At 72.5% G+C, this 25,612-nt stretch carries 23 protein-coding genes and 1 riboswitch; of the genes, 15 read left to right on the top strand and 8 right to left on the bottom strand.

Annotated elements, in window-relative coordinates:
- Positions 1-258: 258 nt before the first annotated feature.
- From M8542_RS10990 to proB, 5 genes are all read left to right on the top strand, one after another.
- Positions 259-3,600 carry a translation initiation factor IF-2 N-terminal domain-containing protein gene (locus M8542_RS10990; RefSeq protein ID WP_257919966.1) on the top strand — a complete coding sequence of 1,114 codons (3,342 nt, stop codon included), beginning with the start codon at positions 259-261 and terminating at the stop codon, positions 3,598-3,600.
- A gap of 178 nt (positions 3,601-3,778) precedes the next feature.
- On the top strand, positions 3,779-4,093 hold the full coding sequence (rplU, locus tag M8542_RS10985) for a 50S ribosomal protein L21 (RefSeq protein WP_257920186.1): 315 nt from the start codon (positions 3,779-3,781) through the stop codon (positions 4,091-4,093).
- Between the two features lie 37 nt (positions 4,094-4,130).
- Positions 4,131-4,388 carry a 50S ribosomal protein L27 gene (gene rpmA, locus M8542_RS10980; RefSeq protein ID WP_257919965.1) on the top strand — a complete coding sequence of 86 codons (258 nt, stop codon included), beginning with the start codon at positions 4,131-4,133 and terminating at the stop codon, positions 4,386-4,388.
- A gap of 104 nt (positions 4,389-4,492) precedes the next feature.
- The gene (gene obgE, locus M8542_RS10975; protein WP_257919964.1) at positions 4,493-5,944 is read left to right on the top strand and encodes a GTPase ObgE; all 1,452 of its coding nucleotides are present in this window, start codon (positions 4,493-4,495) and stop codon (positions 5,942-5,944) included.
- Complete coding sequence (proB, locus tag M8542_RS10970; protein ID WP_257919963.1) at positions 5,941-7,050, top strand: glutamate 5-kinase; 1,110 nt, start codon at positions 5,941-5,943, stop codon at positions 7,048-7,050. Before obgE ends, proB begins: the two co-directional genes overlap by 4 nt.
- A 195-nt stretch (positions 7,051-7,245) precedes the next feature.
- Here the strand turns inward: proB and M8542_RS10965 are convergent, their stop codons facing one another.
- On the bottom strand, positions 7,246-7,959 hold the full coding sequence (locus M8542_RS10965; RefSeq protein WP_257919962.1) for an SDR family oxidoreductase: 714 nt from the start codon (positions 7,957-7,959) through the stop codon (positions 7,246-7,248).
- 60 nt (positions 7,960-8,019) lie between these two features.
- Between M8542_RS10965 and M8542_RS10960 the strand changes: the two genes are divergently transcribed.
- On the top strand, positions 8,020-8,619 hold the full coding sequence (locus tag M8542_RS10960; protein WP_257919961.1) for a TetR/AcrR family transcriptional regulator: 600 nt from the start codon (positions 8,020-8,022) through the stop codon (positions 8,617-8,619).
- On the opposite strand, the gene M8542_RS10955 is transcribed toward M8542_RS10960, so the two are convergent.
- The 5 genes from M8542_RS10955 to M8542_RS10935 all read right to left on the bottom strand — a co-directional run bounded on the left by M8542_RS10955 (position 8,589) and on the right by M8542_RS10935 (position 14,545).
- Complete coding sequence (locus tag M8542_RS10955; protein ID WP_257919960.1) at positions 8,589-8,873, bottom strand: putative quinol monooxygenase; 285 nt, start codon at positions 8,871-8,873, stop codon at positions 8,589-8,591. The genes M8542_RS10960 and M8542_RS10955 overlap by 31 nt on opposite strands.
- Positions 8,870-9,256, bottom strand: a complete 387-nt coding sequence (locus M8542_RS10950; protein WP_257919959.1) for a PPOX class F420-dependent oxidoreductase — start codon at positions 9,254-9,256, stop codon at positions 8,870-8,872. Before M8542_RS10950 ends, M8542_RS10955 begins: the two co-directional genes overlap by 4 nt.
- An 11-nt stretch (positions 9,257-9,267) precedes the next feature.
- Entirely contained in the window at positions 9,268-10,992 is a 1,725-nt protein-coding gene (gene argS / locus M8542_RS10945; protein WP_257919958.1) for an arginine--tRNA ligase, read from the bottom strand.
- A gap of 69 nt (positions 10,993-11,061) precedes the next feature.
- A complete protein-coding gene (locus M8542_RS10940; protein WP_257919957.1) occupies positions 11,062-12,348 on the bottom strand; it encodes an MFS transporter in 1,287 nt (428 codons plus the stop codon).
- An 85-nt stretch (positions 12,349-12,433) separates the two neighbouring features.
- Entirely contained in the window at positions 12,434-14,545 is a 2,112-nt protein-coding gene (locus M8542_RS10935; RefSeq protein WP_257919956.1) for a RecQ family ATP-dependent DNA helicase, read from the bottom strand.
- A 173-nt stretch (positions 14,546-14,718) separates the two neighbouring features.
- Between M8542_RS10935 and nadD the strand changes: the two genes are divergently transcribed.
- The 7 genes from nadD (at position 14,719) to M8542_RS10900 (ending at position 21,217) form a co-directional block, all read left to right on the top strand.
- Complete coding sequence (gene nadD, locus M8542_RS10930) at positions 14,719-15,312, top strand: nicotinate-nucleotide adenylyltransferase (RefSeq protein WP_257919955.1); 594 nt, start codon at positions 14,719-14,721, stop codon at positions 15,310-15,312.
- A gap of 59 nt (positions 15,313-15,371) precedes the next feature.
- Entirely contained in the window at positions 15,372-15,764 is a 393-nt protein-coding gene (gene rsfS / locus M8542_RS10925; RefSeq protein ID WP_257919954.1) for a ribosome silencing factor, read from the top strand.
- Entirely contained in the window at positions 15,761-16,375 is a 615-nt protein-coding gene (locus tag M8542_RS10920; RefSeq protein ID WP_257919953.1) for a histidine phosphatase family protein, read from the top strand. Before rsfS ends, M8542_RS10920 begins: the two co-directional genes overlap by 4 nt.
- Positions 16,376-16,378: 3 nt before the next feature.
- Entirely contained in the window at positions 16,379-17,107 is a 729-nt protein-coding gene (gene octT, locus M8542_RS10915; RefSeq protein ID WP_257919952.1) for a diglucosylglycerate octanoyltransferase, read from the top strand.
- A 4-nt stretch (positions 17,108-17,111) separates the two neighbouring features.
- Entirely contained in the window at positions 17,112-17,969 is an 858-nt protein-coding gene (locus tag M8542_RS10910; RefSeq protein WP_257919951.1) for a DegV family protein, read from the top strand.
- Between the two features lie 153 nt (positions 17,970-18,122).
- Positions 18,123-18,839: a ComEA family DNA-binding protein gene (locus M8542_RS10905; protein ID WP_257919950.1), complete on the top strand. Its 717-nt coding sequence runs from the start codon at positions 18,123-18,125 to the stop codon at positions 18,837-18,839.
- A complete protein-coding gene (locus M8542_RS10900; RefSeq protein WP_257919949.1) occupies positions 18,836-21,217 on the top strand; it encodes a ComEC/Rec2 family competence protein in 2,382 nt (793 codons plus the stop codon). The genes M8542_RS10905 and M8542_RS10900 overlap by 4 nt, the downstream gene beginning before the upstream one ends.
- A gap of 338 nt (positions 21,218-21,555) precedes the next feature.
- Here the strand turns inward: M8542_RS10900 and thrC are convergent, their stop codons facing one another.
- Positions 21,556-22,821: a threonine synthase gene (gene thrC, locus M8542_RS10895; RefSeq protein WP_257919948.1), complete on the bottom strand. Its 1,266-nt coding sequence runs from the start codon at positions 22,819-22,821 to the stop codon at positions 21,556-21,558.
- Between the two features lie 13 nt (positions 22,822-22,834).
- A riboswitch (SAM riboswitch) is annotated at positions 22,835-22,968 on the bottom strand.
- A gap of 137 nt (positions 22,969-23,105) precedes the next feature.
- Between thrC and holA the strand changes: the two genes are divergently transcribed.
- Positions 23,106-24,086 (top strand): DNA polymerase III subunit delta, encoded by a 981-nt coding sequence (holA, locus tag M8542_RS10890; RefSeq protein WP_257919947.1) that lies wholly within the window; start codon positions 23,106-23,108, stop codon positions 24,084-24,086.
- Positions 24,087-24,144: 58 nt separating this feature from the next.
- On the opposite strand, the gene rpsT is transcribed toward holA, so the two are convergent.
- Positions 24,145-24,405: a 30S ribosomal protein S20 gene (rpsT, locus tag M8542_RS10885; protein WP_257919946.1), complete on the bottom strand. Its 261-nt coding sequence runs from the start codon at positions 24,403-24,405 to the stop codon at positions 24,145-24,147.
- A 342-nt stretch (positions 24,406-24,747) separates the two neighbouring features.
- Here rpsT and M8542_RS10880 point away from each other — a divergent pair, with 342 nt between their 5' ends.
- Positions 24,748-25,611 carry an EamA family transporter gene (locus tag M8542_RS10880; protein ID WP_257919945.1) on the top strand — a complete coding sequence of 288 codons (864 nt, stop codon included), beginning with the start codon at positions 24,748-24,750 and terminating at the stop codon, positions 25,609-25,611.
- Position 25,612 lies beyond the last annotated feature (1 nt).

Here is a 25,612-nt window from a genome sequence, read left to right as displayed (position 1 = left end):
ACGACGCGCGTCGCCGCCCGCGAGCCGGGCGGCTGGACGACGTGGCGGGCGGCCCGGGGGCCGCGAGTGCCGACGCACAACGCCGAGCAGACCTTTGACCGGGTCGCGTCACCGGGTTGCGGTGGTGCGGCGCCCGGTCGTCGGGCAAGGATTCCCGCCGCTGGTGACCACCACGGCGGAACGAACAGAAAGGGGCCCCTGCGCGGCCGCGTCCCTGCCGGTGCAACCGGCAGACGCGCCCGGGGGCGGAGGAGACACATGTCGAACGCGGAAACACCCGCCGAGCACACCGGCGGGAATCCCGCCACACCCCCGAGCGGCCCGCTGGCCGACCTGCCGGCCCGGATCCGGGTGCACGCGCTGGCCAAGCTGCTCGAGTCGCACAGCCGGGACGTCCTCGCCAAGCTCGCCGAGCTGGGCGAAAGCGTGCGGAGCGCCCAGTCGAGCGTGACCAGGGAAGTGGCGCTCAAGGTGGCCGAGGCCTTCGCGCCCGGCAACGCGGCCGAGGCCGCACCCCAGGACGAGGCCCAGGCCGTCGAACAGCCCGCCGCCGGCCAGGGTGGCGCCGCTCAGAGCAGTGCCGGCCAAAGCGCTGCCGGCCAAGGCCGCGCCGCTCAGGGCAGCGCCGGCCAGGACAGTGCCGCTCAGGACATCGCAGGCCGGAGCAGTGCCGACCGCGCCAATGCTGCTCAAGGCAGCGCTGGCCAGCGCAACCCCGGCCAGGGCAGCGTCGGCCAGGACAGCGCCGCTCAGGACAACGCCACCCAGGACAACGCCGACCGCGCCAGTGCTGGCCAAGCCAGCGCTGACCAGCGCAACCCCGGCCAGAGCGGTGCCACCCCGGACACCGCCCGCCAGGACCAGCCCGCCGGCCGCGGCAAGGCCGGCCAGCCCTTCGCCCAGCAGCCCGCGACCGGCGCCGCCGACCAGGGCCAGGCCACCGGCCGCACCGCGAAGCAGGCCCCGCCGGTGCCGGAGGTCCCCGTCGCCGAGGCCGAGAAGCCGCGCCCGCGGCAGAAGACCCGCGCCCACCTGCCGGTGTTCGCCGCGCCGTCGCCGGTCTTCCTGCCGCCGGAGCCCGCCGCGAAGCCGGCCCGCAAGCCCGCCGACCCGTTCGCGGAGCCGGAGGCCCGGCCCGAGCCCCGTCGCGAGCCCGAGGCGGCCGAAGAAGAGACCGAAGACACCACCGCGGCCACCGAGACCGACGAAGACGGTGACGACGCCGGCAGCCGCCGCCGTCGCCGCCGCGGGCGTCGGGGCCGTGGCCGTGGCAAGGGCGCCGACGGCAGCGACGACACCGCCGAGAACGACGACCAGGCCGAGGAGCAGCCGCGCCGGAAGTCCCGCAACGGGGACGAAAAGCCCGAAGCGGACGCCGAAGAGGCCGAGGAAGCCACCACGGAAGCGGACGCCGACTCCGACAGCGACGAAGGCGAGGGCGAGGGCGGCAGCAAGCGCCGTCGCCGCCGTCGTCGCCGCAAGGGCTCCGACGGTGACGACGCCGAGGGCACCGACGACCCGCCCAACACCGTCACCCACGTCCGCCAGGCCAAGGCCGAGCAGGCCGAGCGCCCGGCGCGCGACGAGGTCCGCAGCGTCCGCGGCTCGACCCGCCTGGAGGCCAAGCGCCAGCGCCGCCGCGACGGCCGCGAGGCCGGCCGCCGCCGCGCCCCGATCCTGTCCGAGGCCGAGTTCCTCGCCCGCCGCGAGTCGGTCGAGCGCACGATGGTCGTCGCCGAGAAGGGCGACTCGACGCAGATCGGCGTGCTCGAGGACGGCGTGCTGGTCGAGCACTTCGTGACGCAGTCGGGCTCCGGCTCGATCGTCGGCAACGTCTACCTCGGCCGCGTCCAGAACGTGCTGCCCTCCATGGAGGCCGCGTTCATCGACATCGGCCGCGGCCGCAACGCGGTGCTCTACGCCGGTGAGGTCGACTGGGACGCCGCCGGCCTGGAGGGCAAGGCCCGCAAGATCGAGCAGGCGCTCTCCACCGGTGACTCCGTGCTGGTCCAGGTGACCAAGGACCCGGTCGGGCACAAGGGCGCCCGGCTGACCACGCAGATCTCGCTGCCCGGCCGCTTCCTGGTGTACGTCCCCGCGGGCGGCGCCACCGGCATCTCCCGCAAGCTGCCGGAGAACGAGCGCCGTCGCCTGAAGGACATCCTCAAGCGGATCGTCCCGGAGGACGCGGGTGTCATCATCCGCACCGCCTCCGAGGGCATCGGCGAGGAGGAGCTGGGCCGCGACGTCGACCGCCTGAAGGCGCAGTGGGACGTCATCAAGGAGAAGGCCGCCGCCGGTTCCGGCAAGAAGGGCGGCGCGCCGACCATGCTCTACGAAGAGCCGGACCTGCTGGTCAAGGTCGTGCGTGACCTCTTCACCGAGGACTTCGCCAAGCTGGAGATCCAGGGCAACCGCTCCTGGGAGACCATCAACGGCTACGTCAGCCACGTCGCGCCGGAGCTCACCGAGCGCCTCAAGCGCTACACCGGCACGGGCGACGCGTTCGCCGACCACCGGATCGACGAGCAGATCACCAAGGCGCTCGACCGCAAGGTCTGGCTGCCCAGCGGTGGTTACCTGGTCATCGACCGCACCGAGGCGATGACGGTCATCGACGTCAACACCGGCAAGTTCACCGGTTCGGGTGGCAACCTCGAGGAGACGGTGACCCGCAACAACCTGGAGTCGGCGGAGGAGATCGTCCGCCAGCTCCGGCTGCGGGACATCGGCGGCATCATCGTCATCGACTTCATCGACATGGTGCTCGAGTCCAACCGCGAGCTGGTGCTGCGCCGCCTGACCGAGTGCCTCGGCCGCGACCGCACGCGCCACCAGGTCGCCGAGGTCACCTCGCTCGGCCTGGTGCAGATGACCCGCAAGAAGATCGGCACCGGGCTGCTGGAGGCGTTCTCGACGCCGTGTGAGCACTGCAAGGGCCGGGGCGTGGTCGTCTCGACCGAGCCGCAGCGCTCGGGCGGCGGCGGTGGCTCGCACAGCCACGGCGGCAACGGCAACGGCGGCGGTGGTGGCAACGGCGGCAACGGCGGCGGGGAGAAGAGCTCCCGCCGGTCGCGGGGCCGGGGCAAGGGCGAGGAGGCCGCCAAGGAGCAGCCGGCCGAGCCGGCCAAGGCCGAGGTGCACGCCGTCCCGACGCCGGAGCAGCGCGAGTCGATCGCGTCGGCGGTGGCGGCGATGGCGAACGCCTCGAAGGCCGCCAAGGAGCACGAGCCGGGCGCGCTGAACGGCAACGGGCACGTCCCGGAGCCCGCCACGGAGGTCGCGGACGTGCCGGCCACCACGGAGGCCGACGAGACGCCGGTGGCGGCCGAGCCGGCCGCCGAGCCCGCCCAGGAGGTCGCCGGCACCCCGGTGACCACCGAGGCGGACGAGACGCCGGTGCCGCAGGCCGAGGAGCCCGAGGTCGAGCGGTCGCCGGCGCCGGAGCCGGTCGAAGAGCCGGTCTCGGAGTCTTCGGAGACCGCCGAACCCGAGGTCAGCGTGCCCGAACCGGCCGTGCGCTCCACCCGGCGCCGTCCGCGCCGGGCCGCGTCGCGCCCGGCGGGGCCGCCGGTGCACGCGTCCGACCAGAGCCAGTGAACACAGAGCTGTTGAACAACTAGGGGACCCCGGTGGTAGCGCACCGGGGCACCCCACGTAACCTGTAGTACGGCCTGCCACCAGAGCAGGTCGCCTGCGCGAGTCCAGGACCGCCTTCCCGGAGGTGGGCCGATCGCGCGGAGCCCCCACCCATTGTCGAGTAATGCAGGAGACTTCCGTGTCGGCGTACGCGATCGTCAAGACCGGCGGCAAGCAGTACAAGGTGGCCGTCGGCGACGTCGTCGAGGTCGAGAAGCTCGAGGGCGAGCCGGGCACCGAGCACATTCTCCCCGCCGTGCTGTTCGTGGACGGTGGCGAGATCACCACGGACGCCGACGCGTTGGCGAAGGTCTCGGTCACCGGCAAGGTCGTCGAGCAGACCAAGGGTCCGAAGATCCGGATCCACAAGTTCAAGAACAAGACGGGCTACCACAAGCGCCAGGGTCACCGGCAGAAGCTGACCCGCGTCGAGGTCACCGCCATCTCCAAGTAAGAACTTCCGGATCTTCAGTTAGAAAGAGGATTGGGCTATGGCTCACAAGAAGGGTGCTTCCAGCTCCCGCAACGGTCGTGACTCGAACGCGCAGCGCCTCGGCGTCAAGCGCTTCGGTGGCCAGGAAGTCAACGCCGGCGAGATCCTGATCCGCCAGCGCGGCACCAAGTTCCACCCCGGCGTGAACGTCGGCCGTGGCGGCGACGACACGCTGTTCGCCCTGGCCGCCGGCGCGGTCAAGTTCGGCGAGAAGCGTGGCCGCAAGACGGTCAACATCGTGCCGTCGGAAGCCTGATTCGGCTTCTGTCTAGACCTCTGACGAGGGGTGGGGCCGGAATATCCGGTGCCACCCCTCGTTTCTTTTTGTGTCCGATCTTCCGCAGGTGAAAGAGGCAAGTCATGGCGTCCCGGTTCGTGGACCGTGCGGTGATCCACCTGACCGCAGGTGACGGGGGGAACGGCTGCGCCTCGGTGCACCGCGAGAAGTTCAAGCCGCTCGGCGGCCCGGACGGCGGCAACGGCGGCAACGGCGGCGACGTCCTGCTGGTCGTCGACCCCAACGTGCACACCCTGCTCGACTTCCACTTCCGCCCGCACGCCAAGGCGGGCAGCGGCAAGATGGGCCAGGGCGGCAACCGCGCGGGCGCGGCGGGGGAGACCCTCGTGATGAAGGTGCCCTCGGGCACCGTCGTGTTCACCGAAGACGGCGAGCTGGTCGCCGACCTGATCGGCCCGGGCACCACGTTCGTCGCCGCGCAGGGCGGCCGCGGTGGCCTCGGCAACGCCGCGCTGTCGTCGAAGGCCCGCAAGGCCCCCGGGTTCGCGCTGCTGGGCGAGCCGGGGGAGAGCCGCGACCTGACGCTGGAGCTGCGCTCGGTCGCCGACGTCGGCCTGCTGGGCTTCCCGTCCGCCGGCAAGTCGTCGCTGATCTCGGTGCTGTCCGCGGCCAAGCCGAAGATCGCCGACTACCCGTTCACCACGCTGGTGCCGAACCTCGGCGTCATCACCGGCGGCGAGACGGTGTTCACCATGGCCGACGTGCCCGGCCTGATCCCCGGCGCGTCCGAGGGCAAGGGCCTGGGCCTGGACTTCCTGCGCCACATCGAGCGGTGCGCGGTGCTGGTGCACGTCGTCGACTGCGCCACGCTGGAGCCGGGGCGCGATCCGCTGTCCGATGTGGACGCGCTGGAGGAAGAGCTCGCGAAGTACACGCCGAGCCTGGGCGGGAAGCTCGAGGAGCGGCCGCGCGTGGTCGTCCTCAACAAGATCGACGTCCCCGAGGCCGCCGAGCTCGCCGAGTTCGTCCGGCCGGAGCTGGAGGCCCGCGGCCTGCGGGTCTTCGAGGTCTCCACGGCGTCGCGCAAGGGGCTGCGGGAGCTGACGTTCGCGCTGGCCGCGGTCGTCGAGGAGTACCGCGAGGCGCAGCCGGTGCTGGAGCCGGAGAAGATCGTGCTGCGGCCGATGGCCGTCGACGACTCGGGCTTCACCGTCGAGGTCGACCCCGAGGAAGAGGGCGCGTTCATCGTGCGCGGCACCCGCCCGGAGCGGTGGATCCGCCAGACGAACTTCGCGAACGACGAAGCCGTCGGCTACCTGGCCGACCGGCTCGACCGGCTCGGCGTCGAGGAGAAGCTGGCGAAGCTCGGCGCGGTGCCGGGCAGCCCGGTCACGATCGGCGACGTCCAGTTCGAGTGGGAGCCCTCGACACCTCAGGTGGCGATGCACCTGTCCGGCCGCGGCACGGACGTCCGGCTGGAGCGCAACGACCGCGTCGGCGCGGCCGAGCGCAAGGAAGCCCGCCGGATCCGGCGCGACGGCCCCGACGGGGACGAGCTGGACGACGACGCGTGAGCGGCACCCGGGAGGCCATCGCCGCCGGCCGGCGGCTGGTCGTCAAGGTCGGCTCGTCGGCCCTGACCACCGCGGGCAGCGGGCTCGACGTCGCGCGCCTGGACGCCCTGGTCGACGCGATCGCCGAGCGCGTCGCCCGGGACACGCAGATCGTGCTGGTGTCCTCGGGTGCGATCGGCGCCGGCCTCGCCCCGCTTTCGCTGGGCAAGCGCCCGAAGGACCTCGCGACGCAGCAGGCGGCGGCGAGCGTGGGACAGCTGCAGCTGGCGCACGCGTACGCGGAGTCGTTCGGCCGGTTTTCGCTGACGGTCGGCCAGGTGCTGCTGACCTCCGACGACGTCGTCCGCCGGTCGCACTACCGCAACGCGCAGCGGACGTTCTCGCGGCTGCTGGCGCTCGGCGCGGTGCCGGTGGTCAACGAGAACGACACGGTGGCCACGGAAGAGATCCGCTTCGGCGACAACGACCGCCTGGCGGCGTTGGTGGCTCACCTGATCGGCGCGGACGCGTTGATCCTGCTGTCCGATGTGGACGGCCTGTACGACGGAGACCCCCGCGACGGCGCCACCCGCAAGCTCACCGAAGTCCTCTCGGAGTCCGATGTGGACGGCATCTCGGTCGGCATGTCCAGCTCCGGCCTCGGCACGGGCGGCATGGTGTCGAAGCTGGCGGCCGCCCGCACGGCGGCGGGCGCGGGCATCCCGGTCCTCCTGGCGGCGGCTTCGGAAGCGGCCGCGGCCCTGACCACCGCGTCCCCCGGCACCGCGTTCGCCCCGGCGGACACCCGCCTGTCGGCCCGCCGCTTCTGGCTCGGCTACGCGGCGGACACGACCGGCAAGCTCCGCCTGGACGACGGAGCGGTGACCGCGGTGGTCCGCCGCCGCAGGTCCCTGCTGGCCGCGGGCATCACGGGCGTGGAGGGCGAGTTCCAGGCGGGCGACGTGGTCGACCTGGTGGACACGAAGGACCGCCCGGTGGCCCGCGGAGTGGTGGCCTTCGACGCGACGGAGCTCCCGGACCTGATCGGCCGCTCAACCCCCGAACTCCCGGCCGAACAACGCCGAGAGGTGGTCCACGCCGACGACCTGGTCCCCCTCCGCCGCTGACCCAGCCCGTGCGCAAAGAGGCATCACGCGTGCGGGGAGGGGCATCACGCGTGATTGCCCGGGCGTCTCGCGTGATCAGCCGGGCATCAGCGTGTCGTCCGCCTGATCACGAGTGATGCCCCTCCCATCACACGTGATGCCTCTCCAGACACAGGAGATGCCCCCGCAAGCACGCGTGATGCCCCTTCGCGCACGTCAGCCCAGCGAGACCAGGCGGGCGCCGCCGTCGGCTTCGAGGACTGTGCCGCTCAGGTTGCGGTTCGTTGCCGCCAACGCGACCACCTCCGCCACGTCGTCCGCCGTCGCCACGCGGCGGGACGGGATCGAAGCCGCCGTCTGGGCGAAGAAGCCCTCCCGCATCTCCTCCGGGAAGCCGCTCCACCACGCCGTGTCCACCACGCCCGGCGAAACCGCGTTCACCCGCCGCGGCGCCAGCTCCACCGCGAGTGGCTTGACCAGCGCCTCGACCGCCGCGTTGAGCGCGGCGATGCCCGCCGTCCCCGGCATGGCGGCCCGCGCGCTGATCGCGCCGAGCAGCGTGATCGACCCGTCGGCCGCCAGGTGCGGCAGCACCGCCTGGATCGTCGTCAGGTGCGCCCAGAACTTCGCGTCGAACGCCCGCCGCAGCATCGCGAAGTCCAGCGAATCGATCGGTCCCATGCCTTCGGCCCCGGACAGGCTCACCACCAGCACGTCGACCGTCCCCAACGACGACGCGAGCGCGGCCATCGCCGCGGCGTCACCGCCGTCGGCCTGGTGACCCGTCAGCGAAGGGTCGCTCGACGCGACGTCGTCGAGGCGCTCCTTGCCGCGCCCGGTGACGTGGACGTCGTAGCCCTGCGCGTGCAGCCGCCGCGCGGTCGCCAGGCCGATGCCCGACGTGCCGCCGGCGACGAGAGCGATGCTCATCTTGTTCCCCATTTCGAACCGGTACGTCTCGTTTCGAAATTGACGCTACCATCGGATCCCATGACCGACCAGTCCCGTCCCGGCCGCAAGCGCAGTGAGCAGAGCCGGCTGGCGATCCTCACCGCCACCGTCGAACTGGTCGGGGAGGCGGGGTACGGCGCGCTGACCGTCGAAGGCATCGCCGCGCGCTCGGGCGTCGGCAAGCAGACGATCTACCGCTGGTGGTCGTCGAAGGCGGACGTCCTGCTCGACGCGCTCGCGACGAAGGCGGACCTCTACGTCCCGATCCCCGACGAGGGGTCCTTCCGCGCGGACCTCGCGCACTTCCTGGGCAGCACGTTCGAGCTGGGGGAACAGTCGCAGGTCGCGGACCCGCTGCGCGCGCTGATGGCGCAGGCGCAGATCGACCCGGAGTTCGGCCGCCGCTTCCGCGAAGACTTCCTCAACCGCCGCCGCGAAGCGCTCGGCGTCATCGTCGACCGCGCCCGCGAACGCGGCGAACTGCCCGCGGGCGTCCGGCCCGGCACGGTGATCGACGTCGTGTTCGGCACGCTCTGGTACCGGCTGCTCGCCACGCGAGAGCCGGTCAACCGCGGCCTGGCCGGCGAACTGGTGGAGCTGCTAGCGGGTCACGGCGCCTCGACCGCCGAAATCCGGTAGCGCGCGACCGACGCGTCGAGGATCTGCACCGCCTGCTCGTCCGACGGCCCGGACCCGCGGAAGCGCTCGAGGTCCTCATCGGACTCCCAGCGCTCGTACACGGTGATCCGGCCGGGGTCGAGAAGGTCGGCGCCCAGCGCGTACTCGAGGCAGCCGGGCGCCTCGCGCGCGAGCCGGACGGCCTCGGAGCACCCCGCGAGATACGCGTCGCGCCCTTCCGGAGCGACGGCGAGCCAGCCGGCGATGATGATCACGACGCGATCCGATCCGCTTTGATCGTGAGCAGCAGCCGCGTCTGGTCGCGACCGCCCCACCAGGGGTAGGGCCCGCCGAGGTAGCGCTGCGCCAGCTTCTCGATGTGCTCGACGGCGCCGTCCTCGGTCGCGTCGATGACCTGCCCGCGGATCGCGTAGTAGCGCGAAGGCCGCTCGCGGTCGGCGACGTTGAGCGCCACCCGCGGGTCACGCTCGAGGTTGCGCTGCTTCTGGTGCCCCACCACGGTGTTGACGAGGATGTGCGTGCCGTCGGTGTCCACCCAGGTCTGGGTGAGCTGCGGCGAGCCGTCCGGCATGAGGGTGGACAGGAAGCAGAGGCTGGGCTCGCGCAGCAGCGTGAGCAGGTCGCCGGGTAGTTCCAAGGTGATCTCCGCTAGAGCTGGTCGGGCGCTGCGATGCCGAGCAGCGAGAGCCCGAGCGCGAGCGTGTGCGACGTCAGCGTAGTCAACCTCAGCCGCGACGCGCGCAACGCCGGTGAAGACGCTTTCAGGACCGGACACTCCTCGAAGAACCGGGAAAACGCGACCGCCGTCTCGTACAGGTACGTACAGAGCTTGTGCGGCGCGTACGCGGCCGTCGCGGCCTTCAGCGCTTCGCCGAACCTCAGCAGCTTCAGCGCCAACGCCCGTTCGGCCGGCGCTTCCAACGTGATCTCGGTGCCGTCGGGCAGCCCACCCGCCTTGCGCAGGATCGACTGCGTCCGCGCGTGCGCGTACTGGAGGTACACCGAGGTGTTGCCCTCCTTCGCGAGCATCCGGTCCCACGCGAAGACGTAGTCGCGTTCGCGGTCGCCGGACAGGTCGGCGTACTTGACCGCGCCGATGCCCACGGCCCGGGCGACCTCCGCCTGCCCCGCCGCGTCGAGCTCACTGCGTTCGGCGACGACCGCGGCGGCCTGCGTCACGGCCTCGGTGAGCAGGTCGACCAGCTTCACCGTCGCGCCGGCCCGGGTCCGCATGGTCTTGCCGTCGGCGCCCAGCACCGTGCCGAAGCCGACGTGCTCGGCGTGCGCGCTCAGCCAGCCCGCTTCGCGGCACGCGGCGAACAGCATCGCGAAGTGCTGCGCCTGCGGCGTCCCGACGACGTAGAGCAGGTCGGTGGCGCCGCGCTCGGCGGTCCAGTACCGGACGGTCGCCAGGTCGGTCGCTGCGTACCCGTAACCACCGTCGCGCTTGCGGACGATCAGCGGCAGCCGGTCGCCCTCGCGGTTGCGGAACCCTTCGGGGAACACGCAGACGGCGCCGTCGCTGACCTCGGTGAGGCCCGCCTTTTCGAGCTCGTCGACGACGTCGGCGAGGTATGGGTTGTAGAAGCTTTCGCCGTAGATGTCCTTGTCGGTCAACGAGATCCCGAGGAGCGCGTAGACCTCGTCGAAGTGCCGGGTCGACTCGTCGACGAGCTCCTGCCAGACGGCGAGCGTCGCGGCGTCCCCGCTCTGCAGCAGCACGACGCGCTCGCGTGCGCGAGTCGCGAACGCTTCGTCGCTGTCGAACTTGCGGCGGGCTTCACGGTAGAAGGCGTCGAGGTCGGCGATCGCGCGGTGCCCGGCCGGGAGATCGGCGAGCTGCTCGATGAGCATCCCGAACGGCGTACCCCAGTCGCCGAGGTGGTTGTGCGGCAGCACTTCGTGCCCGGCGAAGCGCAGCAGCCGGACGAGCGCGTCGCCGATCACCGACGAGCGCAGGTGCCCGACGTGCATTTCCTTCGCCACGTTCGGGCTGCTGTAGTCGAGCGCGATCCGCCGCGGCTCGACGGCTTCCGGCACGCCCAGCCGCGGATCGCCGAGCAGCGCGCCGGCGCGCGTCTGGAGCCATTCCTTGCGCAGCGCGAAGTTGAGGAACCCCGGCCCGGCGACTTCGGGAGGATCGGCGATGCCGTCGAGTGCCAGCGCCTCGGCGATGGCCGCGGCGACTTCACGCGGTGGGCGGCCGAGCCGCTTGCCCAGGCTCATCGCGAGATTGCCCTGGTAGTCGACACCTTCGCGGGGCGACGCCTGGATCAGCGCCTGCTCCGGCGTCAGTTCGACGCCCAATGCCGTGCCGGCGGCGGCGACCACGCGGCGCGCCAGCTCCTCGGTAACGTCGGCGGCTTGCTGCACGGTGTCCCTCCTTCGACTCGGTCTCGGAGCACGCAGCGTAGCGAGCGTGACCGGCCGGCGACGAAGGGTTTACCGCAGCTCGCTGCCCTTGGTCTCCGGGAGCGTGAGGATCACGAAGAACGCGATCGCCGCACCCGCGGCGACGTACCAGAAGTAGAGCGTCGGCGAGACCGCGCCGAAGACGGTGATGAGCAGCGGCGCGGTCCCGCCGAACACCGCGACGGTCAGGTTGTACCAGGCCCCGATCCCGAGCCCGCGCAGTTCGGTGGGGAACAGCTCGCTCATGATCGCCGGCGCGATCGACGTCATCGCGGTGTACAACCCGAGCCCGACGCAGAACACCACGAGCAGGCCGCCGAGGTTCGGCCCGATCAAAGTGGACAGTGGCACCACGACCACGGCGGTCGCCCCGGACCAGACGAGCAGCTGCGGCTTCCGCCCGGCTTTGTCCGCCAGCGCGCCCATCGGGTACTGCAGCGCGATGAACAACGCCGTGCCGACCGACAGCGCGAGGAACACGGCGTCCGCGTCGGCGTGCCGGTTCTTCACCGCGAAGGACGTCAGCGCGCTGAAGAACGTGTAGTAGCAAAGGGTCGAGAGCATCGTGAAGCCGACGAGCCTGCCGACGGCCTTGGGGTGGTGGGTCAGCGTCGTCAGCAACGGCCGCTCGAGCTTGCGTGCCTTCGCCTTCGTCTGCTCGAACAGCTCGGTCTCGGCCAGGCTGCGGCGCAGCCACAACCCGACCAGGCCGAACACCCCGCCCAGCAGGAACGGCAGCCGCCAGCCCCACGACGCGAGCTGGGCCTTGTCGAGCGTCCGCGCCAGCACGAAACCGAGGACGGTCGCGACCAGCACGGCCGACCCGGTCGAGATGTAGAAGAACGCCGAGTACCGGCCGCGGCGCTCGCGCGGCGCGATCTCGCCCAGGTACGCCGACGCGTTCGACACCTCGCCGCCGAGTGACAGCCCCTGCGCGACGCGGGCGAGCAGCAGCAGGATCGGGGCCAGCCAGCCGACCTGCGCGAACGTCGGCAGCAGTCCGATCGCGACCGAGCCGCCGGCCATGAGCAGGATGGTGAGGATCATGGCGGGCTTGCGGCCCCGCGTGTCGGCGAAGCGCCCGAGCAGGACGCCGCCGAGCGGCCGGAAGAAGAACGCGAGCGCGTACGTGGCGAAGGTGTTGATCAGTGCGAGGGTGTCGTTCCCCGAGGGGAAGAACGCGCCGGCGAAGTAGATGCTGAACGTCGCGTAGATCGTCCAGTCGAACCACTCCAGCGCATTGCCCGCGCTCGCCGCGAACAGCTTGCGCACCGGCAGCCGGTGCCGCTGGGATGCCTGAACGGTGGACTCGGTCATGGCGGCCTCCACGTCACCCGAAGGTGGAACGGGACTTTGCCACATTCGTTCGCAGTCCGAAAGGTTCTGACCGTCCTCCGTTTCGCTAAGCCGTGCTCGCCAGCGCGAACGGCAGCACCGCGGGCGCGCCGGCCCGCCGCAGCAGCCGCGCGGCCAGCGTCATCGTCCAGCCCGTGTCGATGACGTCGTCGACCAGCAGGATCGGCCCGCCCGGCAGGGTTTCGGCCAGGTCCGCGGGCATGCTCATCCGCCGCCACAGATCGGCCAGCCGTTGCGCGCTGTTCGCCTGCCGCGGAGGCGGCCCCTCGGCGTCGAGCGCGCCGAGGAAGTCCAGCTTGCCGATCTCGGCCAGCCGGGTCGCGAGGCTGTACACGAGCTGTGGCCGCGTCTCCGACGGGACGGCGATCACCGCGACCGGCCGTTGCGCCCACTGCCACCCGGCGAGCACCTGGACGCACGCCTTGAACACCGAGTCCGGCACCTCGACGTCCTTGGCCTGCGGGCCGACGAGCTCGCGCAGCCGGTTGCCCCAGCCGACGTCGGTCAGCCGGCCGAGGACCTGGCCCGGCTCGGCCTGGTCGTCGGCCGAGATCCGGCCCGAGACCGGAACGTCCAAAGAGGACATGCCCGTCGGCCACTGCTTGCGTGGCGCGACCTCGACACCCGGTCGCTGCAACCGCTCCCGGGTCGCTTCGGCGACGTCGTCGGCGATCGTCGTGTCCCAGTGCTGACCGGTGCAGTTGTCACACCGCCCGCACGGCGCCGCCTCGGGATCGTCGAGCTGGCGCCGCAGGTACTCCATCCGGCAGCCGTCGGTCGCGAGGTAGCCGAGCATCGCGTCCTGCTCGCGCTCACGGGCTTCCGCGACCCGCTTGTACCGCCCGCGGTCGTACTCCCACTCCTCGCCCGTGCTCGTCCAGCCGCCCTTGACGCGCCGCACCGCGCCGTCGACGTCCAGCACCTTGAGCACCATTTCCAGCCGTGACCGGGAAAGCTCGACCGACGGCTCGAGCGCGGCCGTCGAAAGGGGACGGTCGGCGTAGGCGAGCGTGTTCAGCACCTGCGTCACCCGCAGCTCGTCGGGGAAGGCGAGCGAGCCGAAGTACGCCCAGATCGCGCGGTCCTCCTCGCCGGGCAGCAGCACGACGTCGGCGCGCTCCACACCACGCCCGGCGCGGCCGACCTGCTGGTAGTAGGCGATCGGGGACGACGGCGCGCCGAGGTGCACGACGAACCCGAGGTCCGGCTTGTCGAACCCCATGCCCAGCGCGGACGTCGCGACCAGGGCCTTGACGCGGTTGCCGAGCAGGTCGTCCTCGGCCGCCTGCCGGTCGGCCGGGTCGGTCTTGCCGGTGTAGGCCGCCACCGGGTAACCGCGGTCCTTCAGCAGCGAAGCGACGTCGTGCGCCGCCGCGACGGTGAGGCAGTAGATGATCCCGGACCCGGGCAGCTCCGCGAGGTGCTCGGCGAGCCAGGCCAGCCGCGCCTGCGACGTCGGCAGCCGGCACACCGACAACCGCAGGCTCTCCCGGTCGAGGGTGCCGCGCAGCACGAGCGTGTCGGTGCCCGTGCCGAGGCCCAGCTGCTCGGCGACGTCGGTGACGACGCGGTCGTTCGCCGTCGCGGTGGTCGCCAGCACCGGCACGCCGTCGGGCAGGTCGCCCAGCAGCGTGCGCAGCCGCCGGTAGTCCGGCCGGAAGTCGTGCCCCCAGTCGGAGATGCAGTGCGCTTCGTCGACCACCAGCAGCCCGGTGCTCGCGGTCAGCTTCGGCAGCACGTTGTCGCGGAAGTCCGGGTTGTTCAGCCGTTCGGGGCTGACCAGCAGGACGTCGACCTCGCCGGCCGCCACGGCGGCCTGGACCTGCTCCCACTCCTGCGGGTTCGCGGAGTTCATGGTGGCCGCGTGGATCCCGGCGCGCGCCGCCGCCGAGATCTGGTTGCGCATCAACGCGAGCAGGGGCGAGACGATGACCGTCGGCCCGCTTCCTTGTTCCCGCAGCAGCGCCGTGGCCAGGAAGTACACCGCCGACTTGCCCCAGCCGGTGCGCTGCACGACGAGCGCGCGACGCCGCTGCGCGACCAGGGCCTCGATGGCGGTCCATTGGTCTTCGCGCAGCTTCGCCGAGTCGCCGGCCAGTGCTCGCAGGAGCGTTTCGGCGCGATCGCGGAGGGCTGAGGTGGTGCCGGTGGTGTCCACGTCCCCACGTCTACCCCATGGCACCGACGATCCGGGAATCGGCGGCGTCGCGAACGGACCGTTCGCGACGAATACGGGCCGTTATGTGACCTAGATCACAAGACTTGCCCGGTCGGGCGAGGTGTCCGGCAGCACAGGACGTCCCGCGCTTCCGATGTATAGGCTCCTTGCTCATGTCACCACGGCGGATCGGGGTCATGGGCGGCACGTTCGACCCCGTGCACCACGGCCACCTCGTCGCGGCCAGCGAGGTCCAGTCCCGGTTCGGGCTCGACGAAGTGATCTTCGTCCCGACCGGCCAGCCCTGGCAGAAGACCAGCCGCCAGGTGACCAAGGCCGAGGACCGCTACCTGATGACGGTCATCGCGACCGCGTCCAACCCGGTCTTCTCGGTCAGCCGCGTCGACATCGACCGCGCGGGCCAGACCTACACCGTCGACACCCTGCGCGACCTGCACGCGGAGTACCCCGAAGACCAGCTCTTCTTCATCACCGGCGCCGACGCCCTCGAGCAGATCCTGACCTGGCACAAGGCCGACGAGCTGTTCGACTTCGCCCACTTCATCGGCGTCACGCGGCCCGGCTACCGGCTCAACTCCCACCACCTGCCCAGCGGCAAGGTGAGCTTGGTCGAGGTCACCGCGATGGCCATTTCGTCCACCGGCTGCCGGGACCGCGTCGAACGCGGGGAGCCGGTCTGGTACCTCGTGCCCGACGGCGTCGTCCGCTACATCGCCAAGAAGGATCTCTACCGGAAGAGCGACTGAAGCGCCGCTGGTCCCGGCGGGTACCCTTCTCCAGCGAACCCGATCTGAGAAGGAGCACCGTGGCAGCCACGTCCGAGGCACGAGAGCTGGCCGTAGCGGCCGCACACGCGGCGGCGGACAAGAAGGCCAGCGACGTAGTCGTGCTGGACGTGTCCGAGCAGCTCGTCATCACCGACGCCTTCGTCATCGCCTCCGCGTCCAACGAGCGCCTGGTCGGCGCGATCGTCGACAACGTCGAGGAGAAACTGCGCGAGAGCGGGCACAAGCCGGTCCGCCGCGAAGGAGCCCGCGAGGGGCGCTGGGTGCTGCTCGACTACGTCGACGTCGTCGTGCACGTCCAGCACGTCGAAGAGCGCTCCTTCTACGGTCTCGAGCGGCTCTGGAAGGACTGCCCGCGCATCGAGGTGGCCGGTCTCGAGGAGTCGCCCGCCGAGGACCCGGACGTCCCGTGAGCCCGCGGCGGCTCGTGCTCTGGCGCCACGGCGAGACGGACTACAACGCCGCCGGGCGGATGCAGGGACACCTGGACTCGGCGCTGACCCCGGTCGGCTGGAACCAGGCCCGCTTCGCGGTGCCGGCGCTGGCCCGGTTCTCACCGGACCTCGTCATCGCCTCCGACCTGCGCCGCGCCACCGACACGGCCACCGTGCTCACCGACGCGATCGGCGTCCCGCTGCGGATCGACAAGCGCCTGCGCGAGACGCACCTCGGCGAATGGCAGGGGCTCACCGGCGCCGAGGTCGACGAGGCCTACCCGGGTGAACGCCGGCGCTGGCGCACCGACGCCACGTGGGCGCCGCCGGGCGGCGAGAACCGCCTCGACGTCGCCGAGCGCGCGGGCGAGGTCGTCACCGACCTGCTGCAGGCCAACTCCGAGGTCGGGGACACCGTGCTGCTGGCCGCGCACGGCGGGCTGATCACCGCGCTCACCGCGCACCTGCTGAGCCTGCCGGTGGAGACCTGGCCGTCGCTGGGCGGGATCTCGAACTGCCACTGGGTCGAGCTGGGCCGGCGTGACGACCGGTGGCGGCTGCACGCCTACAACGCGGGGATGCACGGCTAGCCCATGGGGCCACGCCTGCTGGTGTTCGGCGACTCGCTGAGCTTTCACGGTCCGGAAGGGCCCTGCGCCGCCGACGAACCGCGGCTGTGGCCGAACATCGCGGCCGCCGCGCTCGGCGGCACCGCCGACCTGGTCGCCGGGATCGGCTGGACCGCGCGGGACGTCTGGTGGTCGCTGACCGGCGATCCGCGCGTGTGGGCCGACCTGCACCACGTCGACGCCGTCGTCCTCGCGATCGGCAGCATGGACACGCTGCCTTCGCCATTGCCGACCTACCTGCGCACGGGGCTGAAGTACCTGCGTCCCGACCCGCTGCGGCGGGTGGTGCGCAAGGCTTATCAGGCCGCGCAGCCGCGGCTTTCCGTCGCGTTCCGGGGGCGTCCCGCGGTGCTGCCGGCCAAGCTCACCGTGCAGTACCTCGACACGGCCGTCGGTGCCTTGCACGTCCTGCGGCCCGAGCTGCCGATCTTCGGGTGGCTGCCGTCGGTGCACCGGGCCGCGGCCTACGGCGGCGTCCACACGGCACGTCCCGCCGCGGCGGCCGCGATGGCGGCGTGGGGCGCGCGGGCGCGGGTTCCGTTGCTGGACCTGGAAGCCGTCGTCGGGGCGCACGTGCTCGGCGGCGAGGGCAACCCGGACGGCATGCACTGGGGCTGGAAGGGACACGCCGTCGTCGGCGACGCGATGTCCGTGTTGATGGCGCCGACCTGGGCCCCCGGCCACGTAGGCTGACGGCGTGTCGGTCGCCGTAGTCACGGATTCCACCGCCCACCTGCCGGAGGGCTTCGCCGAACGGCACTCGGTCCGGGTGGTGCCGCTGCACGTCCTGGTCGACGGCGTGGTTTCCCTCGACGGTGTCGAGACCGGCCCCGCCGCCGTCGCCGAGGCGATGAGCCAGCGCAAGATCGTCACGACGTCCCGGCCGACGCCCACCGAGTTCGTCGCGGAGTACCGGGCCGCGCTCGCCGACGGCGCGGACTCGATCGTTTCGGTGCACCTCTCGCGCGAGCTGTCGGGCACCTGGGAAGCAGCGGTGCTGGCCGCGCAGGAAGTCGGGCCGGACCGGGTCCGTGTGGTCGACTCGCGCACCACCGCGATGGGTCTCGGGTTCGCCGCGCTGCACGCCGCTTCGGCCGCTTCCGCCGGGGCCGGCGCGGCCGAAGTCGAAACCGCGGCGGTGACGGCCGCGGGCTGCTCGTCGACGTTGTTCGTCGTGGAAACCCTGGACCACCTGCGCCGCGGCGGCCGGATCGGGCCGGCGGCGGCGCTGCTCGGCACGGCGCTGGCGGTGAAGCCGGTGCTGCACATGTCCGACGGCCGGATCCTGCCGCTGGAGAAGGTCCGCACCATGAACCGGGCGCTCGCGCGGCTGGTCGAGCTCGCCGCGCAGGCCGCGCGCGACGACGACGTCGAGCTGGCCGTCCACCACCTCGCCTCGCCGGAACGGGCGGTCGAGCTGGCGAACCGGCTGGAGGAAGCGGTGCCGCGCTCGGCCGGCTGCGTGGTCTCCGAGCTGGGCGCGGTGATCGGGGCGCACACCGGGCCCGGCGTGCTCGGGGTGGTCGTCCAGCGCACCGTGCCGTCCTCCGGCTAGCGGCGCGCCGAACCCTCGAGCATGCCACCCGGGTACGACGGAAACGGTCGTTCCCGGGCTGGGCCGAGGGCAGCTGTCCACATCACCCCGGTTGTCCACAGGACGCGGCGGCACCCCTGTCGGACACTCCCCGCGGGCCCTAACGTCGATCGTGTGTTCGAGCAGCCCGCCCGGGATCCGGGCCTCCCCGTCAACGACCGGCTCTCCTGGCTGGCCGACCAGCTCTCGCCCGACGAGAGCACGGTCGGGCCGGGCGGCCGGCTGGTCCGGCGCTGGCTGCCGGGCGGTCCGGCCGGTGCCGGCCGCCGCCGGTGGGCGTTCGCCGGTGTCTTCGCGGCGGTCGTGGTGATCGTCCTCGGCTCGGTCGCGCTCCTCGGCGGCCGTCCGGCGGCCGAGTCGCCACCCGCGTTGCCGAGCGCCAAACCGGCGGGTGAGGCGCCGGCCCGGGCCTCACCCCAGACCGGTCTCGTCGTCAGCGTGATCGGGCGGGTCCGCGCGCCCGGCCTGGTCACCGTGCCCCAGGGCGCCCGGGTCGCGGACGTGCTGCGGGCGGCCGGCGGGCCCGAACCCGGCGCGGACCTCGGCGCGCTGAACCTCGCCCGCCGGGTGGCCGACGGCGAGCAGCTCGCGGTCGGCATCCCCGCGCCCGCGGCGGCTCCCGGCGCGCCGGCGGGCGGCAAGGTCGACCTCAACGCGGCGAGCGCCGACCAGCTGGACACGCTGCCCGGCGTCGGCGAGGTGATGGCCAAGCGGATCGTCCAGTGGCGCACGGATCACGGCGGCTTCACGAAGATCGAGCAGCTGCGCGACGTTTCGGGTATCGGCGAGAGCAAGTTCGAGTCGCTGAGGGATCAGGTGTCGGTCGGATGAGCGCCCTTCCCCCGACCGACACCCGGCAGGACATGCGGCTGGTCCCGGCCGCGGTGGCGTGCTGGCTCGCCGCGTTGGCGGGCTTGCTGCTCGGCTGGTGGACGGCGCTGGCCGTCGGCCTGGCCTCGGCGATGCTGGCCGGGCTGGTGCTGTGGCGAGCCCGCGGTCGTCCCTGGGCGCTCGGTGCGGCGGCGGCCCTGCTCGTGCTGGGGCTCGTCGCGGCCGGTCCGGTCGCCTGGCGGATCCGCGACGCGGAGCGCGACGACCTCCGCGCGGCGGCGGCCCAAGGGCTGCCCGCGGCGCTGCGGGTCGAAGTCGCCGAACGGCCGAAGCCGGTGCGCGGCGCCGGGTATGCCGACCAGCAGGCCGGTGCCCGGTCGGTGGTGCTGATGGCGGACGTCCGCGCGGCTTCGGTCGACGGCCGGCCGGTGTCGTCGACCGGGCGGGTCTTGTTGCTGGCGCCCGTCGCGCAGTGGGCGTCGCTGCTGCCGGGCCAGGAGCTCACGGTGACGGGACGGCTGATGCCACCGCGCGGCACGGACCTGACGGTCGCGGTGCTCTCGGTCCGCGGTCCGCCCGGCGAGCCCGGTCCCGCGCCCTGGTGGCAGCGGACCGCCGCGGTGTTGCGGGCGGGGCTGCACGACCTGTGCCAGGACCTGCCGGACGAGCCGGCCGGCCTGCTGCCGGGCCTGGTCCTGGGCGACACGAGCGCGTTGTCGCCGCGGGTCGAGCAGGAGTTCGTCACCGCTGGGCTGGCGCACCTGACGGCGGTCAGCGGCGGAAACCTCGCCGTGGCCTGCGGTGCGGTGTTGCTCCTGCTGCGCGTGATGCGGCTCGGGCCCCGGCTGTCGGCGGCGGCCGCGGGGTCGTGCCTCGGTGGGTTCCTCGTCCTGGTCGGCCCGGAGCCGAGCGTGCTGCGGGCCGGGCTGATGGCGGCGGTCGCGCTGCTGGCCCTGGCCCTCGGCCGGCGGGGTTCGGCGCTGCCGGCGCTGGCGTTCGCGGTGTGCGTGCTGATCGTCGCGGATCCGGCGATGGCCACGGACTTCGGGTTCGCGCTGTCGGTGTTCGCGACGGCCGGGCTGGTCCTGCTGGCGCCCCGCTGGGCGGCGGCGCTGGTGCGCCGCGGCGTCCCGCCGGGGTTCGCCGAAGGGCTGGCGGTTCCGTTGGCGGCGTTCCTGGTGACGGCGCCGGTGCTGGCGGGCATGGCGGGTTCGGTGAGCCTGGTTTCGGTGCTGACCAACGTCCTCGCGGCGCCGGTGGTGGCCCCGGCGACAGTGCTCGGCGTGCTGGCGACGGTCACCGGCCCGTGGTGGCCGGGCGCGGGGAAGGTCCTGGTGCACCTGGCCGACCCGGAGGCTCGCTGGCTGATCACGGTGGCCCGCCACGGCGCGCGAACGCCGGGCGCGGTCATCGCCTGGCCGGGCGGCTGGCTGGGCGGCCTGCTGGCGGCCGCGGTCCTGGGCGCGCTGGTGCTGGCCTTCCGGCACCGGCGGGTGCGGCTGGTCCTGGCGGTGCTGGTGGTCGGCGCGTTGCTCGTGTTCGTGCCGGTCCGGGTGATCGCGCCGGCGTGGCCACCCCGGAACTGGGCGATGGTCGAGTGCGACGTCGGCCAGGGCGACGCGGTGGTGCTGGCGACGGCGGACCCCGGACGCGCGGTGGTGGTGGACACCGGCCCCGAGCCGGGCCCGGTCGACGAGTGCCTGCACCGGCTGGCGGTCGACCGGATCCCGCTGCTGGTGCTGAGCCACCTGCACGCCGACCACATCGGCGGCCTCGCCTCGGTCTTCGACGGCCGAGCGGTGGGCGCGGTGGCGGTCGGCGCCGGCCGGGCGCCGGAGTGGGCATGGCGCCAGGTGGCGGCGGAGACCGCCCGGCAGGCGGTGCCGCTGGTGGAGCTGAACCCGGGGGAGCACCTGGAGTGGCCAGGCCTCTCGCTGGACGTGCTCGGCCCGCGCTACGTCCCGGCCCGCGCGGCGGCCACCCAAGACGGCACGACGATCAACAACAGTTCAGTGGTCCTCCGAGCCCGCACACCGGTGGGCCGGGTGTTGCTGACCGGAGACGTGGAGCTGGCAGCCCAGGCGGATCTGCTGGCCGACATCGGTGATCTGAGAGCGGAGGTGCTGAAGGTCCCCCACCACGGCTCGCGCTACTCGCTGCCGACGTTCCTCGCGGCGGTGGCGCCCCGGGTGGCGTTGGTCAGCGTGGGCGCGGGCAACACGTACGGCCACCCCAGCAAGTCCACAGTGGACACGCTGAAGGCGCTGGGAGCACTGGTGACCCGAACGGACATGGACGGAGACACGGCAGTGGTGGGCGACGGATCAGGCCCGGCAATAGCACGCCGGGGCGAGCCCCGGGGCCCGCCCCGCCGCTGAGTCCGGAGGGGCCGGGAGCTGGGCGAGGGAAGCGAGATGTTGCCGGGCGCTTGGCGGCGCGGCGGGAAGCCTTGCGGCTACTGGGATGCGGCCCGCCTCGCGTGCGCCGAGGATTGGCGTGTAGGCCGCGGCGAACCAGTGGCCCTTCGCCGAGTTGGGCGGGCCACCCCGGCCCACCCCGCCGAGCCGGGCTTGGGGGTGCGGGCCGCATCGCGTGGGTGCGCCGAGGATCGGCGTGGTGGCCCGGGGCCAACCCGCGGCTCACCACCGAACCAGGCGCACCGCCCCCACCGAACCGGGGCGGGCGAAAGCGTCGCCCGCCCCGGGGCCGGCGAACCTCAGTAGCCGAGCGCCTCGTTCACCGCGGCAGCCGACGGCGGCACGATCGCCTTGGGGCCCACGTGGTTCTCCACCGCGTCCAGGGTCTTGAGGCCGTCGCCCGTGATCAGGAGGACCGTCTCCGCGTCCGGGTCCAGCTTGCCCGTCTCCACCAGCTTCTTCGCCGTTGCCACGGTGACCCCGCCCGCTGTCTCGGTGAAGACGCCTTCGGTGCGGGCCAGCAGGCGGATGCCTTCGACGACCTCTTCGTCCGTCACGTCCTCGATCGCGCCGCCCGTGCGGTTGACGATGTCGAGCACGTACGGGCCGTCGGCCGGGTTGCCGATCGCCAGGGAGCGGGCGATCGTGTCCGGCTTCACCGGCTGGACCACGTCCTGGCCCGCGCGGAACGCCGCCGACACCGGGGAGCAGCCCGTCGCCTGCGCGCCGAACACCTTGTACGGGCTGGCTTCCACCAGGCCGAGCTGGCCCAGCTCGCGGAAACCCTTGTCCACCTTCGTCAACTGGGAACCGGAGGCGATCGGCACCACGATCTGCGGCGGGATGCGCCAGCCGAGCTGCTCGGCGACCTCGAAGGCCAGCGTCTTCGAACCCTCCGAGTAGTACGGCCGGACGTTCACGTTCACGAACGCCCACTTCGGGTGCTCGCCGGCCAGCTCGGTGGCGAGGCGGTTGACGTCGTCGTAGTTGCCGTCCACGGCGATCAGGTCGCCGTCGTACACCGCCGTCGTGAGGATCTTGGCGCGTTCGAGGGTCTTCGGGATCAGCACGACCGACCGCCAGCCCGCGCGGGCCGCGGCGGCGGCCGTCGCGTTGGCCAGGTTGCCGGTCGACGGACACGCGAGCACCTCGAACCCGAACTCGCGGGCCGCGGCCAGCGCGACGGCGACGACGCGGTCCTTGAACGAGTGCGTCGGGTTGCCGGTGTCGTCCTTGATCCAGACGCTCTTGAGGCCGAGCTCCTTGGCCAGCCGGTCGGCGCGGATCAACCGGGTCGCACCCGGCTCGGTGTTCGGGATCTCTTCGATGTTCGACGGAACCGGGAGGAGCTTCTTGTAGCGCCAGATGTTCTTGGGGCCCGCCTCGATGTCCTCGCGGCGCACACGCCCGAAGTCGTAGGCGACCTCGAGCGGCGAAAAGTCTTCGGCGGAGACGAACTCGGGAGCGAGCGGCTGCCGGTGGCCCTCTTCCTTCGACACCAGCTCGACGGCGGGACCGAGGTCCGGGGTCTTGGTGGTGGAGGTCGTGCCGAGGGTTGCGGTCATCGCGAGGTTCCTTTCCTCATCTGCCCCGCCGAAGCGGGCCGGAATTGGCACCGTGGTCGTCAGCTACCCCGCGATCGCGGGATGACAGGCTGTACGCCGGTTGCCGGGGCTTCGTCGGGCCGTTCCCTCTGCCCCTCTGGATGAGCGGTATTCGATTGTCGGTGCGCGCGGCGAAGGCGCGCTGCCTCGATGACACCGTACGACATGGTGCTCACGCCGTGCCATGCCGGCCGCCCGACGTCACCGGAGAGGGCGCACGCCGGAAGAAGTGAGAGGATCGTCGCGTGACCGCGCAAGCCACCGCCCCGGCCCCGCTGCTCCTGGTGCTCGGGGAGGAAGAACTGCTGATCGAACGGGCCGTCCGCGAGACGCTCGCCGCGGCCCGCGCGCTCGACGCCACGGCCGAGCTCACCCGGGTCCGGGTGTCCGATCTCACAGCGCCCGAGCTGGCCGAACTCGTCAGCCCGTCGCTGTTCAGCGAGGGCCGGGTGATCGTCCTCGAGTCGGCGCAGGACATCTCGCAGGAGCTGGCCGACGCCGTGGCGGCGTACCTGAAGGACCCGGCGGACGGCGTCGTGCTGGTCGTCGTGCACACCGGCGGCGGCCGCAGCAAGGCGGGCAAGTCGCTGCCGGCCGCGCTGAAGAAGGCGGGCGCCGAGATCACCGAGTGCCCGAAGCTGACCAAGCTGGCCGAGCGGGAGCAGTTCGTCCGGCACGAGGTGCGGCGGGCCGGCGGCAAGATCGACCCGGGCGGCGTGGCCGCGCTGATCGACGCCGTCGGCTCCGACCTGCGTGAACTCTCTTCGGCGGCGAGCCAGCTGGTGGCCGACACGGGCGGGACGGTCGACGCCGACGCCGTCCGCCGCTACCACCGCGGCCGCGCCGACGTGACGGGCTTCGCCGTCGCCGAGAAGGCGGTCAGCGGCGACCGGTCGGCGGCCCTGGAGTCACTTCGCTGGGCGATGCAGCTGGGCGTCCCGCACGTCCTGGTGGCCGACGCGCTGGCCGACGCGGTCCGCACGATCGCGCGGGTTTCCGGTGCGGGGCGCGGCAACCCGAACCAGCTGGCCGGCGAGCTGGGCATGCCGCCGTGGAAGATCCGCAAGGCGCAGGGCCAGGTGCGGGGCTGGAACCAGGACGGCCTGGCCGCGGCCATGCGGGTGGTGGCGCGGCTGAACGCCGAGGTCAAGGGCGTGGCGGCCGATCCGGGCTATGCCCTGGAGCGCGCGGTCCTCGAGGTGGCGGCCGCCAAGGGCGACCGCTGAGGTCCGGGCATGAAGAAAGCCCCGGCCGAAGCCGGGGCTCTCCCAGAAATCAACCAGCTCAGAGCGCGTTGACGCGCTTGGCGAGCGCCGACTTCTTGTTGGCGGCCTGGTTGGCGTGGATGACGCCCTTCGCGACGGCCTTGTCCAGCTTCTGGGCGGCGTCGCGCTGCAGCTCGACGGCCTTGGCCTTCTCGCCGGCCTCGGCGGCTTCGCGGACCTTGCGGATCGCGGTCTTCACCGAGGACCGGATCGCCTGGTTGCGCTGACGCGCCTTCTCGTTCGTGGTGATGCGCTTGATCTGCGACTTGATGTTGGCCATAGGGCAACTCCTGCTTCACTCGGTGAGATTCGCCGCCGCGCTGATGTGGCCCCGCGATGCGCGGGTTTCCTCCATGACGGAACGCCGCACGACAACGAGCGTCCACTTTAACAGCCCAGCTCGCGGCCGCTTCCGGCGGGACCTGATCACCAGGAGTACGGTGGAGGCAGGTCAGTGCCTAGGGTTCCGTCGCCGGTCCGCGCAGCTCGTACACGACAACCAGGATCGGCGGGTCTGGTCCGAGCGGCACCATCGGCGGGCCCGGACGGCACGTCGTTCATCTGACGGGGCAAAAGCCTGGAGGACCCGGTTTTCGCGCGCGCGAAAACCCGAAGGGGTCCCGTGAACACCACCGCACTGTCCTTCGTCCTCGTCGCCGCGGTCGTGCACGCCGCGTGGAACCTCGCCGCCAAGCGGATCTCCTCCGGGGGCACCCAGTTCGTCTGGCTCTACTACACGGTTTCCGCGGTCGTGCTGCTGCCGGTCACGGTCGTGCTGCTGGTCGTCGAGACCGACCGTCCACAGTGGAGCTGGCTGCTCGCCGCGGTCGTCACCGCGATCCTGCACATCGCCTACGGCATCGTGCTGCAGCACGGGTACCGCGTCGGCGACCTGTCCGTCGTCTACCCCGTCGCGCGGGGCACCGGGCCGTTGCTGTCGGTGCTGGCGGCCGTCCTGCTGCTCGGCGAACGGCCAGGGTGGCTCGGCCTGCTCGGCGCGTTCCTCGTGGTCGCCGGCGTGCTGGTGATCAGCACCGGCCGCCAGGGCGGCGACCCGGCGAAGGTGAAGGCCGGCATCGGCTACGGCCTGCTGACCGGCGCCACCATCGCCGGCTACACGCTCTGGGACGCGCACTCGGTGACCGGGCTCGGCGTGCCGCCGCTGGTCTACTTCGGCCTCGGCTCGGTGCTGCAGAGCGTCATGCTCGGACCCGGCGCGCTGGCCGGGCGCGCCGAGGTGGCCCGGGTCTGGCGGGAACACCGCCGCGAGGTGCTGCTGGTCGCCGTGCTCTCGCCGATCGCCTACATCCTCGTGCTCTACGCCCTCACCATGGCGCCGGTCAGCCTGGTCGCCCCCGCCCGCGAGCTGAGCATCGTGCTCGGCGGCCTGGCCGCCTGGCTGGTGCTGGGCGAGAGCAACGCGATGCGGCGGCTGGCCGGGTCGGTGGTCGTGCTGGCCGGCATCGCCGCGATTGCGGCCGCCTGAG

Source organism: Amycolatopsis iheyensis, assembly GCF_024703995.1.
Taxonomy (GTDB): domain Bacteria; phylum Actinomycetota; class Actinomycetes; order Mycobacteriales; family Pseudonocardiaceae; genus Amycolatopsis; species Amycolatopsis iheyensis.
This window is presented reverse-complemented; position numbering and strand designations above follow the sequence as displayed.

Excerpts from the sequence above, each read along its gene's own strand:
- M8542_RS10990 (WP_257919966.1), top strand. The coding sequence starts at position 259 with ATGTCGAACGCGGAAACACCCGCCGAGCACACCGGCGGGAATCCCGCC.
- rpmA (WP_257919965.1), top strand. The coding sequence starts at position 4,131 with ATGGCTCACAAGAAGGGTGCTTCCAGCTCCCGCAACGGTCGTGACTCG.
- obgE (WP_257919964.1), top strand. The coding sequence starts at position 4,493 with ATGGCGTCCCGGTTCGTGGACCGTGCGGTGATCCACCTGACCGCAGGT.
- M8542_RS10965 (WP_257919962.1), bottom strand. The coding sequence starts at position 7,959 with ATGAGCATCGCTCTCGTCGCCGGCGGCACGTCGGGCATCGGCCTGGCG.
- M8542_RS10960 (WP_257919961.1), top strand. The coding sequence starts at position 8,020 with ATGACCGACCAGTCCCGTCCCGGCCGCAAGCGCAGTGAGCAGAGCCGG.
- M8542_RS10940 (WP_257919957.1), bottom strand. The coding sequence starts at position 12,348 with ATGACCGAGTCCACCGTTCAGGCATCCCAGCGGCACCGGCTGCCGGTG.
- nadD (WP_257919955.1), top strand. The coding sequence starts at position 14,719 with ATGTCACCACGGCGGATCGGGGTCATGGGCGGCACGTTCGACCCCGTG.
- octT (WP_257919952.1), top strand. The coding sequence starts at position 16,379 with ATGGGGCCACGCCTGCTGGTGTTCGGCGACTCGCTGAGCTTTCACGGT.
- M8542_RS10900 (WP_257919949.1), top strand. The coding sequence starts at position 18,836 with ATGAGCGCCCTTCCCCCGACCGACACCCGGCAGGACATGCGGCTGGTC.
- thrC (WP_257919948.1), bottom strand. The coding sequence starts at position 22,821 with ATGACCGCAACCCTCGGCACGACCTCCACCACCAAGACCCCGGACCTC.
- rpsT (WP_257919946.1), bottom strand. The coding sequence starts at position 24,405 with ATGGCCAACATCAAGTCGCAGATCAAGCGCATCACCACGAACGAGAAG.